The organism is Vibrio ishigakensis (genome assembly GCF_024347675.1).
GTDB classification, from domain to species: Bacteria; Pseudomonadota; Gammaproteobacteria; order Enterobacterales; family Vibrionaceae; genus Vibrio; species Vibrio ishigakensis.
Genome location: NZ_AP024881.1, coordinates 630,051 through 643,237 on the forward strand (window position 1 = coordinate 630,051; position 13,187 = coordinate 643,237).

The 13,187-nt window shown below is 46.8% G+C and carries 15 protein-coding genes; 10 read left to right on the forward strand and 5 right to left on the reverse strand.

Annotation, left to right across the window (positions count from 1 at the left end; translation table 11 throughout):
* Positions 1-46: 46 nt before the first annotated feature.
* Complete coding sequence (locus tag Pcarn_RS02955; protein ID WP_261834913.1) at positions 47-856, reverse strand: nucleoside-specific channel-forming Tsx family protein; 810 nt, start codon at positions 854-856, stop codon at positions 47-49.
* A gap of 315 nt (positions 857-1,171) precedes the next feature.
* Between Pcarn_RS02955 and Pcarn_RS02960 the strand changes: the two genes are divergently transcribed.
* From Pcarn_RS02960 to Pcarn_RS02980, 5 genes are all read left to right on the forward strand, one after another.
* Positions 1,172-1,744, forward strand: a complete 573-nt coding sequence (locus Pcarn_RS02960; RefSeq protein ID WP_261834914.1) for an LON peptidase substrate-binding domain-containing protein — start codon at positions 1,172-1,174, stop codon at positions 1,742-1,744.
* A gap of 21 nt (positions 1,745-1,765) precedes the next feature.
* Positions 1,766-2,716: a fasciclin domain-containing protein gene (locus tag Pcarn_RS02965; RefSeq protein ID WP_261834915.1), complete on the forward strand. Its 951-nt coding sequence runs from the start codon at positions 1,766-1,768 to the stop codon at positions 2,714-2,716.
* Between the two features lie 194 nt (positions 2,717-2,910).
* Entirely contained in the window at positions 2,911-3,159 is a 249-nt protein-coding gene (locus Pcarn_RS02970) for a hypothetical protein (RefSeq protein ID WP_261834916.1), read from the forward strand.
* A gap of 91 nt (positions 3,160-3,250) precedes the next feature.
* Positions 3,251-3,853 carry a sigma-70 family RNA polymerase sigma factor gene (locus Pcarn_RS02975; RefSeq protein WP_261834917.1) on the forward strand — a complete coding sequence of 201 codons (603 nt, stop codon included), beginning with the start codon at positions 3,251-3,253 and terminating at the stop codon, positions 3,851-3,853.
* Positions 3,850-4,545, forward strand: a complete 696-nt coding sequence (locus tag Pcarn_RS02980) for a ChrR family anti-sigma-E factor (protein ID WP_261834918.1) — start codon at positions 3,850-3,852, stop codon at positions 4,543-4,545. Before Pcarn_RS02975 ends, Pcarn_RS02980 begins: the two co-directional genes overlap by 4 nt.
* A 32-nt stretch (positions 4,546-4,577) precedes the next feature.
* Here the strand turns inward: Pcarn_RS02980 and Pcarn_RS02985 are convergent, their stop codons facing one another.
* The 4 genes from Pcarn_RS02985 to Pcarn_RS03000 all read right to left on the reverse strand — a co-directional run bounded on the left by Pcarn_RS02985 (position 4,578) and on the right by Pcarn_RS03000 (position 8,374).
* Positions 4,578-5,975, reverse strand: coding sequence for an AmpG family muropeptide MFS transporter (locus tag Pcarn_RS02985; RefSeq protein WP_261834919.1), 1,398 nt, complete (start codon positions 5,973-5,975; stop codon positions 4,578-4,580).
* Positions 5,976-6,061: 86 nt separating this feature from the next.
* A complete protein-coding gene (locus tag Pcarn_RS02990; protein ID WP_261834920.1) occupies positions 6,062-6,607 on the reverse strand; it encodes a peptidylprolyl isomerase in 546 nt (181 codons plus the stop codon).
* Complete coding sequence (locus Pcarn_RS02995) at positions 6,604-7,179, reverse strand: YajG family lipoprotein (RefSeq protein WP_261834921.1); 576 nt, start codon at positions 7,177-7,179, stop codon at positions 6,604-6,606. The genes Pcarn_RS02990 and Pcarn_RS02995 overlap by 4 nt, the downstream gene beginning before the upstream one ends.
* Positions 7,180-7,228: 49 nt before the next feature.
* Positions 7,229-8,374: a methyltransferase gene (locus Pcarn_RS03000; protein ID WP_261834922.1), complete on the reverse strand. Its 1,146-nt coding sequence runs from the start codon at positions 8,372-8,374 to the stop codon at positions 7,229-7,231.
* A 198-nt stretch (positions 8,375-8,572) separates the two neighbouring features.
* Between Pcarn_RS03000 and Pcarn_RS03005 the strand changes: the two genes are divergently transcribed.
* The 5 genes from Pcarn_RS03005 (at position 8,573) to Pcarn_RS03025 (ending at position 13,181) form a co-directional block, all read left to right on the forward strand.
* Positions 8,573-8,878 (forward strand): BolA family protein, encoded by a 306-nt coding sequence (locus tag Pcarn_RS03005; RefSeq protein ID WP_261834923.1) that lies wholly within the window; start codon positions 8,573-8,575, stop codon positions 8,876-8,878.
* A 314-nt stretch (positions 8,879-9,192) separates the two neighbouring features.
* Positions 9,193-10,533, forward strand: coding sequence for a Na(+)-translocating NADH-quinone reductase subunit A (locus Pcarn_RS03010; RefSeq protein WP_261834924.1), 1,341 nt, complete (start codon positions 9,193-9,195; stop codon positions 10,531-10,533).
* 2 nt (positions 10,534-10,535) lie between these two features.
* The gene (locus tag Pcarn_RS03015; protein ID WP_261834925.1) at positions 10,536-11,777 is read left to right on the forward strand and encodes an NADH:ubiquinone reductase (Na(+)-transporting) subunit B; all 1,242 of its coding nucleotides are present in this window, start codon (positions 10,536-10,538) and stop codon (positions 11,775-11,777) included.
* Positions 11,767-12,549, forward strand: coding sequence for a Na(+)-translocating NADH-quinone reductase subunit C (locus Pcarn_RS03020; RefSeq protein WP_261834926.1), 783 nt, complete (start codon positions 11,767-11,769; stop codon positions 12,547-12,549). Before Pcarn_RS03015 ends, Pcarn_RS03020 begins: the two co-directional genes overlap by 11 nt.
* Positions 12,549-13,181, forward strand: coding sequence for an NADH:ubiquinone reductase (Na(+)-transporting) subunit D (locus Pcarn_RS03025; RefSeq protein WP_261834927.1), 633 nt, complete (start codon positions 12,549-12,551; stop codon positions 13,179-13,181). The genes Pcarn_RS03020 and Pcarn_RS03025 overlap by 1 nt, the downstream gene beginning before the upstream one ends.
* The last annotated feature ends 6 nt before the right edge of the window (positions 13,182-13,187 follow it).

Below are 13,187 nucleotides of genomic sequence, written 5' to 3' on the forward strand. Positions count from 1 at the left end.
AAGAGACAAAAAAGGCGCCTTTGGCGCCTTTTTTAAACGAACAAGCTTAGAACTTGTAAGTTACAGAAACGTAGTGACCTACGCCTGAAGATTCGAATGCGTCAGTGTCTTTGATGCCGTATACATCTTTGTATAGCTTAAGACCGTAACCTACTGCGTAGCGCTCGCTGTGCCAGTAGATGCCGTTGAACCATGCGCCACCATTGCTTGAAGTAGCGTACTCATCCTTCATACCGAATTGATAATCGATGTAACCCTGGTAAGAGATGAAAGAACCGTTTTCGAAGAAGTAGAAAGGCTTGAACCAGTTAGTAGAAACTTGGAAACCGTTCCAGTCTTTAACGTTTGAATCGTAGTTACCGTAAAGGTTTAGGCCCATTTTGCCAAACCAAGGAACCATGATGTCAGAACCGATACCGATCTTCTGTTGGTTAACACCGAAAGTGCCCTTGTCTGGGTTAGTTGTAACACCGTCCCAAGTGATTTCAGAAGCGATGTAAAGCTCTTGAACTGGACCGAAAGAAAGGTCTTTCTTAGTTAGTGCGTCTAGAGACATACGAGGTGCGAACTTCATGAAGATTTTCGCATCAGCGTCTGCTTTATCAGAGCTTGGGTTGCTTAGTAGGTTGAATACATCAACGTAACCGTACAGATCGAAGATACCTGAACGACCGCCAAATTCCATCTCTAGGTAGTCGTGGTTTGAGTTACCTGGTTTCTCATCAAAAGCACCCATAAGGTTGAATTGAAGGAATTTGTAATCGTTCTTGTGGATATCACCATCAGAATAATCAGCAGCCATTACTGGCGCAGAGGTTGCTGCTAGCAAGCCAAGAGTAAGTAAAGATTTACGCATGATAAAAGACACTCAAAAGTTGTTGCGATAAAAACCAGCTAATCCTTCGCTGTTCTCAGTTACTTCTCCGAAGCAACCGTTTTCGTGGTGCGAATAATAGAGATCTGAGCCACAAATGGAAGTGTTTTATTGCAAAAGTTCAAACTAAGATTGTGATCGCGATCAAGTAAATGCAATTAACCTGCCGAAATGTTACCCAGTTAACATATTTGGCAAACAAATTGGTCGTTTTTTAGTCTTTCAAATCACCCTGGTTTGATCCATTCAATAGCACCGCCGTAAGACAAAATTGAGATCAGCATCAGGAAAGGTTTTATGTCGGTTGTTAAGTTGTTCCCTCTAAGCTCAGTTGTTCTTCCCGAGGGAAAGATGAATCTTCGAATTTTTGAGCCCCGCTACAAGCGTATGATCAGCGAATGTTGCAAACAGGGCCAAGGTTTCGGTATTTGTCTGCTTGGCGAGCCAGTGGCCTCATCTCCTAATAACGTCTCACGTGTCGGCACACTTACAGAAATAATTGATTTTGAACAGCTTCCTGACGGCTTCCTTGGCGTAACCATTGTCGGGACTCGACGTTTCAAAGTGAAAAGGGTTTGGAGTGAGTTTGATGGCTTGCGCTGTGCTGAGGTGGAATACCTTAGTAATTGGAGTAGCCAAGAGCTCACTCAATCCTCTCTCTACATCAGTGACCAGCTGCAGAGGGTTTACCAGAGATTTCCAGAAATTAAACGACTCTATCCACACTGCTTCTTTGACGATGCGACTTGGGTGAGCCAGAGATGGTTGGAACTTCTTCCTCTGGAATGCCAGCAATTCGAGCATCTCATCTCGCAGTCTGATTGCAACGAAGCGATCAAGTTTCTAAGCCAAGCAATTGAGTCTCAGTGAGGGATATACGGAGATAACATTATGTTTAAGAATTACCTAACAGCAACACTTGTAGCCTCATCGCTACTGCTAGTCGGGTGTGACGACGACGACGATGACAACAATACAACCACTGCCGCTACGATCGTAGATGCTGCGGTTGCCGATGGCAATTTTACAACCTTAGTAGCCGCCGCCGAGCAAGCTGACCTTGTAGAAACTTTGTCAGATCCAGATGCCGAGCTGACAGTGTTTGCCCCAACGGATGCTGCTTTCGAAAAGTTTTTAACGGAGAACAATCTCACTGCCGACGAGCTGTTAGGCAACCCAGATCTAGCTGATATTCTAACGTATCACGTATTTGCTGGTGAAGTTGACGCGGCAACTGCGATAGGTCTGGCTGGTAGTACAATAGAAAAGGTTAACGGGGATAACTCTGCCTTGTCGTTAAGCGGTGAAAACTTGTTAGTAAATACCGCCACGGTGACAGCGACTGATATCATCACAGGCAACGGCATTATTCACGTGATTGATGCGGTGTTGGTCCCACCTGCGGACGTGGGAGAGCCAACTTCGAATATTGTAGAAACTGCAATAAATGATGGTCGCTTTACGGTCCTAGTCCAAGCACTCGTTACCGCAAATCTAGATGGCGCATTAGCTGATGAAAACGCAACATATACAGTGTTTGCACCAACTGACGATGCTTTTACAGCATTACTTGCTGAACTAAATATCGACGCTGCCACTTTGTTAGCCAACCCAGACTTGGGAGACATTTTGCTGAACCACGTTGTTTCGGGCGCTGTAGACTCTGTTACAGCCATGAGCCTAAACGGAACCAGCGCAACCACTCTGGCAATGAAAGAAGTCGCTATAGCCATCGATGAGGAAACCGACACACTAACAGTAGGGGGTTCCACCGTCATCATTACGGATATATACACTACCAATGGCGTTATCCATGTTATTGATGCAGTGATTATCGATTAGAAGCTAATCACACCTCACCCTAGATAAGTCAATGCGCGATCCATAACAAGCATTGACGTATCTAGGCACAACTCAGTCGATTAATCGCTTCGAACTATTTGATATAGCGACTCCGCCAGCAATACAACGTGTAGGCCATAAATGATATAGCCAATATTGAGCCGCTAATAATCTTCGACAAACGCGGTCCAACAGTGACCAGTGCGACATTAAATGTACTTCATGGAGCATCTGTCGGAGCGGCAGCTGAGGTTGACGTATACTTAACAGCAGGAGCTGATATCTCATCGAGTGATCTAGCTATACCAAACTTCACGTATACAAAGTTTGTAGAGAATGTATATGTGGCAGGCGGTACCTATTTTGTGACGGTAACGGCAACAGGTAGCAAGACTTCAATCTTAGATCCGAAAGAGGCGACTCTTGAAGACGGTAAGGTGTAAAAGGCGATTGCAACCAACGGCGGTATCCTTGCTGGAGACATAACTGAGTGACGGAGGGGGAGGTTCCCCTCCCCAACTGTAAAGGTGATACATGGAAACGAAAACCAAGGCCGCAACCACTTCTCCTCGAGGACCATCGAGAGCTGAATGGGCTGAGTGCATGGCTAAGGTGCAACAGGGAGACAAAGAGGCGTTTGCTGTAATTTTTCGCCACTTCACCCCAAGGCTTAAGCAGTTTGCGTACAAGCATATGGGGAATGAGCAAGTGGCAATGGAGTTAGTGCAAGATACGCTAGCTGCCGTGTGGCAAAAATCTCATCTGTTCGACAGTAGCAAAAGTGCTTTGTCCACATGGATCTACACCATAGCCAGAAACCTTTGCTTTGACTTATTGCGTAAGCAAAAGGGTAAAGAACTGCATGTTCATTCTGAAGATATTTGGCCAGACGATTATTGCCCGCCAGATTTGGTGGACCAATACTCTCCCGAGAGAAATATGCTGAGAGAGCAGATAGTGCGCTATCTGGATATCTTGCCAGTGAAGCAGAAAGAAGTGGTTAAGGCGATTTATTTAGACGAGCTCCCTCACCAAGAGGTAGCAGACAAATTTGATATTCCATTAGGTACCGTTAAGTCGAGATTGAGACTAGCGGTTGAGAAATTAAAGGATTCGATAAGGGCGGAACAAGTATGAAACATCATCCAAGCATAGAACTTTTGAAAGCCTACGCGGATGGGACCATAGACGCTTGTAACGGAATAACGCTCGCTTCTCATTTGGAAACCTGCCAGCAGTGTCAGGCAAAGGTAGACCAACTCGTAGCAGAGTTGGCTGGTGAAACCTTTGACGAGCAGGAGTTCAAAGCCGATGCACCAGAAACTGTTGTGTCGACGGACTTGCCGGTAGAGATGGAGCAAATGTTAGGTGAGATTACGAGTTTACAGCGCACCCCACTGGTTCCTCGCTTAGACCCCGGTGTTAAAGTGAGCGTGAATGGCAAGGAATTCGTTCTTCCTAGAGCTCTTCATAGGCTCAGCAAAAAACTGGGTGACTGGAAGAGCTACGGCGGGAAAGTCTACAGTGCCAACTTTGATCTAGGTGAGAGTGAACGCGTGAGCTTGCTATACATCAGCGGCGGTGTTCAGGTCCCTCAACATACCCACAAAGGTATCGAGACCACACTAGTGTTACACGGTCGATTCTCCGACGAAGAGGGCAGCTACCAAGAAGGCGATTATATGATCGCTGATGGTACTACCAAGCACTCTCCAAGAACTGAAGAAGGGCAAGACTGCTTGTGCTTAACCGTGTTGAGCGACCCTATGGTTTTCACCCAAGGGGCTGCGCGAATATTCAATATGTTCGGTAGGGGAATGTACCCTTAGAAGTAAAAATGGGAGCTGAAAGCTCCCATTTTTTATGCCGATTGCGTGTCGGTTTCTAAATCATCATCAGACTTTTTTACCTTACTATCTCGCTCCTTAGCCTTGGCGAGCAGCGCGGTAAAATAGTGGCGGAGTGAGTAGAGCATAATCAGGCTCGGCACGACCATCAAAGCAGTCAGGATAAAGAACAGGGACCAGTCATTGAGGTAGTCGACTAGTTCGCCACTGAAGGACGCCAAAGTCGTTCGCCCAAAGTTACCCAAGGAAGCGAGCAGTGCATATTGGGTTGCGGAGAAGGCTTGGCCGGTCAATATGGTCAAGAAGGAAACGAAGGCAACGGTGGAGAACGCCGTGGTGAAGTTGTCCACTATGATGGTGGCAAGGAACAGAGTTTCACTTGGACCTGCTTTTGCTATCCAAGCGAACATCAGGTTACTGGCTGACATGGCAATACCACCAATCATCAGGCCGCGCACTATACCGAACTTCACGTTAAACATACTGCCCACTAAAGTGAACACTATGGTAGCGCCCCAACCAATTAGTTTGGAGTAGTGACCTATTTGTTCGTTGCTAAAGCCGATCTCTTTGTAGAAAGGTATCGACATTCTGCCCAAAAAGGCCTCGCCAATCTTAAACAGGAATACAAACAGCAATAGTGTCATGGCGACGCGAACACCGTTGCGCCTGAAGAAGTCTGCGAATGGTTCGATGAGGGTAACACTGAACCAAGCTACAAGCCTTGAGCCTACGACTTTAGCATGGCGTTGTTCCGCTTCTGCTTGAAGTGCACTGCGGTCTGTTTTTGGTTCGCCTACTAGTAGTGTAAACAGCATAAGCACGCCAACCAAAGCTGCCATACCCATATACACACCATTCCAACCAATAGTGTCGGCATTCACGAAGGCGAGATAGCCAGGCAGAGAATAACCTGTCCACCAACCGATTACCGCCATGGCCGATGCTTGAGGGAGTTTCGATGGCTCGCTCTTTGGAAAGGTATCGATACGATAGGCATCGATGGCTACATCCTTGGTCGCAGAAGCGATGGCGATACATAGCGCAAGCATAGAGGTGAACATTAGATTCTTGGCAGGATCAACACCGGCAATACCTAGAGTACAACCTAGAATGACTGCCTGACAGAGCAAGATCCACGAGCGTCGTTGTCCGAGGAATCTGTGCAGAAGAGGCAGTTTCACCCTGTCTACCAAGGGTGCCCACATGAAGTTGATGGCGTATACAGCAAACACTGAACCAAAGTAGCCAATAGCCGCTCGAGTTAGGCCTGCATCTTTTAGCCAACCGGACATATTTGAGCCGATAAGCACCCATGGAAAACCACTGGAGCAACCCATCATAAACACCCACATCAGGCGTTTGTCTAGGTAGCTACGAATGGTTTCGCGCCAAGACATTTTTTCTGTCATTGCTGTTCCTTTTGCACTGTTTCATCCTTGAAAGGGCCAAATCATTTGGCCCTTATCAATAACCGTAACAGTGTCTGAGCTATCCGCTATTTTTGGATAGTTACTTTTGTGACCACGATAGGGGTAGAAGGGACATCTTTCATGAAGCCAGCGCTTTTAGTTGGAATAGTAGCCATCTGTTGCACTACATCGAAGCCAGAGGTGACTTGACCAAATACCGCATAGCCTGGGTTTGATGCTGAGTAATCGAGGAAGCTGTTGTCTGAGTAGTTGATAAAGAACTGACGAGTGGCTGAGTTTGGATCGTTAGTACGAGCCATAGCCACACTACCGACCTTGTTCTTTAGGCCGTTATTAGCTTCGTTCTTGATAGGAGCATAGCTAGAAAGCTGCTGCATCTCTTGGTCAAAGCCGCCGCCTTGAGCCATAAAGCCACCTATAACACGGTGGAAGATGGTGCCTTCGTAGCTACCGTCTTCTACGTAACGAAGGAAGTTCTTAGTGGTTACAGGCGCCGCTTGCTCATTGAGCTCAATAACGAAGTTACCTAGGTTGGTTTCGAATAACACCTTAGTATTTGCGAATACGCTGGTACTGAATAGGGCACAGCAAAGTAGTAGGGCACGTATCATTTAAAGTTCTCCTCCATGTAATCGATAAGCTCAACATCGTTGGCGATTTCGTTAAGTACTAGCTTAGACACATGATTGATAACATGCTCGATCTGCTCGTTTGATGCACCCATAGAGTTTTCTGCCTTTGCACTGCCGCTGTAGGTCTTCACAAATTTACCTGATGGCGTTTCTGCGGTAACCGTCAGGGTTACCTTGGCTTGCATCTGATTGCTAAAGGTCGATGAAGTAACGCGCACTAGCGCTTCTTGAACCTCTAGTTGGATCTGATTACTGCTGTCGCCATTGATCTCAAAACCTTGAGTCGTTAGCACCTCTTGTAGGGCGTTACCAAAAGCGATGCGAACGTTCTCTTTGGCATGGATTGGTAGTGCCTTATCTTCATTCTTTTTGACCAAGGCTAGGTACTGAGCTGTACGAATGTCTTTGGTGGTTAGCGCCACCGATTTGGTCTCGTTTAGCGTGATGTTGTGGTTATCGGCTGCTGGGGTGAAATGCAGTTGATCCGACGTCGGGCTCGCACAGCCACCAAGCGCTAGGGTAGCGGCGGCTGCGATCAGCAATTTTCTCATTGTATTTCCCTTTATATTGATGAGAGGAAGTAGTCTTAGCTTATTGTTTTTACTTGGATATAACAGCTTTTTTAGCACGAACAATGACAAATTTGCTATTGCTTGCCACAACCTTGACGTTGTTTTTACCAAATAGGCGCCCGAGCTTAGCCACATAGCCCAGATGGCGGTTCCCAATTACCCAAAGCTCTCCATCTTTGCGCAGAGTGCGCTTGCTGTCGGTGAACATCTGCCAAGCAATATGATCGGTAACGGTATTCTGTTGGTGGAATGGCGGGTTGCACAAAACCAGGTCGCAGCTTTGTGGCTCGAACTTATCTAGGCAGTTGTTGGCTCTAAAGGTGAAGCGTTTTTTCTCGCCAAGGTTACGGGCAATATTTCGCTTAGCAGATTCAACCGCCATAAAGCTCTCATCAACGCTAGTGATATGGGCGTTTGGATTGAGGCGTGCAATTTTGGCAGATAACACTCCGTTACCGCAGCCTAGGTCTATGATATCGAGTCCCCTGTCGCTCGAAGGAAGGTGTTCAAGGAAAAAGCGTGCACCCAGATCTAAGCTTTCACCGGAATATACGTTTGGCAGGTTCTCTAACTTGAGATCGTGCTCTGGAACATCCCAACTGATGCTCGGCTCAGAGGTGGCTGTTAGGGTTTTGTCCGCGCGACTAAACACCAATCGGTGCTTTTTCTTAGCTAGAGAGGTGCGTGTTTCACCTAGGTATTTTTCGAATAGCTTCAGGGTAGAGGTATGAATCAGGTTAGCTTTGTTTACCGCGATTACCTCTACATCAGGTGAGATGTGCTGACGCAGTTGACTCAGTTGCCACACCAAGAAACGGTTGTTTTTCGGTATCTTCATCAGGACTAGGTCCACCTTCTCAGGAAGAGGGTCGGTAGAACGGAGTAGCTGAACCTGATTACACTCGTTGCGTTGCAGGTTTTTTAAACTGCCTTGCCAACTAACATGAGAGTCGGTCTGCATGCTTACCTGATAGTCTTTAGAAAACCAACAACTTAAGGCGCCAAATTGATCGTTTAATATCAAAATATGTTTACCTTTTTCGAGGGGCGCATCTTGGAAGTGGTCGATGATATATTCGTCACCGGCATCCCAAGCTTGCAGTGTCTCTTTAGGCAGCTTTGGAAAACGCAAAAGGCTTAAGTTTTGACCATGTAGTGAGAGAGTGGTTTTCATATTGTTAAAATAGTGATCTTAGTCTTACTCTATTGTCGCAAATCGTATTTTCTTTTGCGACCAGCACGTGTGTAATTGATTAGAATAGCCAAATCATGCTCGAGCCGAGCAATTGGTCTGGTATTACAAGATATACGTAATAAAAGTATAAATTTTAACCGCTTGAATTATACTTAGATGTAAACAACGAGAATCAAAATGCTACAACAGACGATCGAGCGAAAACTGAATCAAACGTTCTCTCCACACCACCTTCAAGTCATCAACGAAAGCCATATGCACAACGTGCCACCAGGCTCTGAGAGCCATTTTAAGGTGGTGATTGTGAGTGACAAATTCGATGATCTTAGGCTGATTGCTAGACACAGACTTGTAAACTCAGCGCTGAGTGATGAATTTGCTCAGGGTTTGCATGCCTTGTCGATGCATACCCTAACCAAAGATGAATGGAGTGAGCAGAGTAGCATTCCGGACAGCCCTCAATGCAGAGGGGGAGAGCGCTAACTTATAAGTCGTTCTGATAAAGCGGTGTGACAGATAACTACCGCTCATAAAATAAACATGCTTTCTGTGCGCTAGATCAATTATGCAGATTTATTTGGAGGAATTCCGTCAAATAATCGCGATTGATTATCTTGTCGCATGGAATCTAGGTGGGGTGAATGCTACAATTCTCCGCCCGGACGGAGCTCGCATCTAGAGCTCAAATGGAATTACAAGAGTAGCTGATAGGAAATCAGTTACTCATACATAGGTGTAATGGATAGCACCTGTGTTGTGTAAGCAATCTTTTTTCCTTAGAAATAGTGCAAGTGCGTATGATTACAATAAAGAAGGGTCTGGATCTTCCGATTTCGGGAGCCCCAACCCAGGTGATTAATGACGGTAATTCCGTCTCAAAAGTCGCCTTGCTTGGCGAAGAGTACGTGGGTATGCGTCCAACGATGCATGTTCGCGTTGGGGATACAGTAAAGAAAGGTCAGGTTCTTTTTGCAGATAAAAAGAACCCAGGCGTAGTATTTACCGCCCCACAAAGTGGCACGGTTGTAGAGGTTAACCGTGGTGCGAAACGTGTTTTGCAGTCAGTCGTTATCGAGGTAGCGGGTGAAGAGCAGATCACTTTCGAAAAATACACCCAAGAGCAACTAGCTAACCTGGATGAAGCTATCATCCGTAAGCAGCTGATTGACTCTGGTGCTTGGACCGCTTTGAAAACTCGTCCGTTCAGCAAGGTTCCAGCAGTGGAAGCGAAAACAAAAGCTATCTTTGTTACCGCTATCGACACCAACCCACTCGCTGCAAACCCAGAAGTGATTATCAACGAACAGTCTGATGCTTTCATCGCTGGTCTTGATGTGCTTTCTGTTCTAACCGACGAAAAAGTTTACGTGTGTAAGAACGGTGGTTCTCTACCTCGTTCATCTCAACCAAATGTTGAAGAGCACGTATTCGGTGGCCCACACCCAGCAGGTCTTGCTGGCACGCATATGCACTACTTGTACCCTGTTAACGCAGAGGCAGTAGCGTGGAGCATCAACTATCAAGACGTTATCGCGATCGGTAACCTGTTCATTACAGGTGAAATCGATTCTAACCGCGTGGTTGCTCTTGCAGGCCCTGTGGTTAACAACCCTCGTCTAGTTAAGACAAGTGTTGGCGCTAGCATCGTTGAACTAGCAGAAAAAGAATTAATGCCAGGTGAGGTTCGCCTTATCTCTGGTTCTATCTTATGTGGTACTAAGGCAGCAGGTCCTCATGCATACCTTGGTCGTTACCACCTACAAGTTTCAGCACTGCGCGAAGGTCGCGATAAAGAGCTATTCGGTTGGGCTATGCCTGGTAAGAACAAGTTCTCTGTGACTCGCTCATTCCTTGGACACCTATTCAAGGGTCAGCTGTTTAACTTAACGACATCACTCAACGGTGGTGAGCGTGCAATGGTTCCAATCGGCAACTACGAAAAAGTAATGCCACTAGACATTGAACCAACGCTCCTACTTCGCGATTTGTGTGCCGGTGATGTTGATAGCGCACAACGCCTAGGTGCTCTAGAGCTGGCGGAAGAAGATTTGGCACTTTGTACCTATGTTTGCCCGGGCAAATATGAGTACGGTGACCTTCTTCGTGAATGCCTAGACACCATTGAGAAGGAAGGCTAATCATGTTGAAGAAATTTATCGAAGACATCGAACCTGATTTTGAAGCAGGTGGTAAGTGGGAAAAGTGGTACCCACTATACGAAGCAGTGGCTACGGTTTTCTATACCCCAGGTACAGTAACTAAAACGAAATCCCACGTTCGTGACAGTGTCGACCTAAAACGCATCATGATTATGGTTTGGTTTGCGGTATTCCCAGCAATGTTCTGGGGTATGTACAACGCAGGTAACCAAGCGATCAGTGCTCTAACATTCTTGCACTCAGGTTCTGAGCTAGCTGAAATCGTTGCAGGCAATTGGCACTACTGGCTAACCGAGATGCTTGGTGGCTCCATTAGTCCAGAAGCTGGGTGGGGCAGTAAGATGCTCCTCGGTGCGACCTACTTCCTACCTATCTATGCTACGGTATTTATCGTAGGTGGTTTCTGGGAAGTGCTTTTCTGTGTTGTACGTAAGCACGAAGTTAACGAAGGCTTTTTCGTAACCTCTATCCTGTTTGCTCTTATCGTTCCACCTACGCTTCCTCTATGGCAAGCGGCTCTAGGTATCACCTTCGGTGTGGTAGTAGCGAAAGAGATCTTCGGTGGTACAGGTCGTAACTTCCTGAACCCTGCTCTTGCAGGCCGTGCATTCCTATTCTTCGCATACCCTGGCCAAATCTCTGGTGACCTAGTATGGACAGCAGCTGACGGCTTCTCTGGTGCAACTGCTCTGAGCCAGTGGTCTCAAGGTGGCGAAGCTCAACTAGTACACAACGTAACTGGTCAAGCTATCACTTGGATGGATGCGTTCGTTGGTAACATCCCGGGTTCTATCGGTGAGGTTTCAACGCTATGGCTACTAGTGGGTGCGGCTATGATCGTTTACATGGGGATTGCGTCTTGGCGCATTATCGCCGGTGTAATGATCGGTATGATTGCAACAGCGACTCTGTTTAACCTAATCGGTTCTGACACTAACCCAATGTTCAGCATGCCTTGGCACTGGCACCTAGTTCTAGGTGGCTTCGCATTCGGTATGTTGTTTATGGCAACTGACCCAGTATCTGCTTCCTTCACTAACAAAGGTAAGTGGTGGTACGGTGCTCTAATCGGTGTAATGTGTATACTCATCCGTGTAGTCAACCCAGCGTACCCAGAGGGTATGATGCTGGCGATCCTATTCGCGAACTTGTTTGCACCACTGTTCGACCATTTCGTTATTGAGAAGAACGTTAAGCGGAGACTAGCACGCTATGGCAAATAAGAACGATAGCATTAAAAAGACGCTGTCGGTGGTCATCGGCCTGAGCTTAGTGTGCTCGGTGGTGGTATCGACAGCAGCGGTTGGCTTGCGTGATAAGCAGCAAGCCAATGCGCAATTGGACAAGCAAACCAAGATCATTGAGGTTGCTGGCATCGAAGAAAATGCTCCAGTACCTCAACTTTTCCAAGAGTTCATCGAGCCACGCTTGGTGAACTTTGATACTGGTGAGTTTGTTGAATCAGCAGAGGATGGCTCTGACGCAGCGAGCTACGACCAACGTAGTGCTGCTAAAGATCCTGCGCAATCTCAGCGCCTATCAGCAGAGGATGACAAAGCTAAGATCATCCGTCGCGCTGATATCGGTACCGTATATCTTGTTAAGCAAGAAGGTACTTACTCTAAGGTAATCCTACCTGTACACGGTAACGGCCTTTGGTCAATGATGTACGCATTTGTGGCGGTAGAGATGGACGGAAACACGGTTTCTGGCATCACTTACTACGAGCAAGGTGAAACTCCAGGATTGGGTGGCGAGATCGAAAACCCATCATGGCGTGCACAGTTCGAAGGCAAGAAGCTGTTTGATGACAACTTCAAGCCAGCCATTTCAATCGTTAAAGGCGGTGCAGCACCTGGTGATATCCACGGTGTAGACGGTCTGTCTGGTGCAACCCTGACAGGTAACGGCGTGCAGCACACTTTCGATTTCTGGTTAGGTGACATGGGCTTTGGTCCTTTCCTAGCTAAAGTACGCGAAGGAGAGTTGAACTAATGGCAATTTCCAAAGAAGCGAAGCAAAACCTTTGGGCTCCTGTTCTAGATAACAACCCAATCGCTTTGCAGGTACTAGGTGTGTGTTCTGCACTAGCAGTAACCACCAAACTAGAGACGGCGTTCGTTATGACTCTAGCGGTAATCTTCGTAACCGCTTTGTCTAACTTCTTCGTATCTTCTATTCGTAACCATATCCCTAATAGTGTACGTATCATCGTACAGATGGCGATCATTGCTTCGCTAGTAATTGTTGTAGACCAGGTGCTTAAAGCCTTCCTTTACGACATTTCTAAGCAGCTATCGGTATTCGTTGGTCTAATCATCACCAACTGTATCGTTATGGGTCGTGCTGAAGCTTACGCTATGAAGTCTGCACCACTACCATCTCTACTGGACGGTATCGGTAACGGCCTTGGCTATGGCTTCGTGCTTATCACGGTTGCATTCTTCCGCGAACTATTTGGCTCAGGCAAATTGTTCGGTCTAGAAGTGCTTCCTCTAGTGAGCAACGGCGGTTGGTATCAGCCTAACGGTATGATGCTGCTAGCACCATCTGCATTCTTCTTAATCGGCTTTATGATTTGGGCAATCCGTATCTTCAAGCCAGAGCAAGTAGAAGCGAAGGAGTAAGGACGT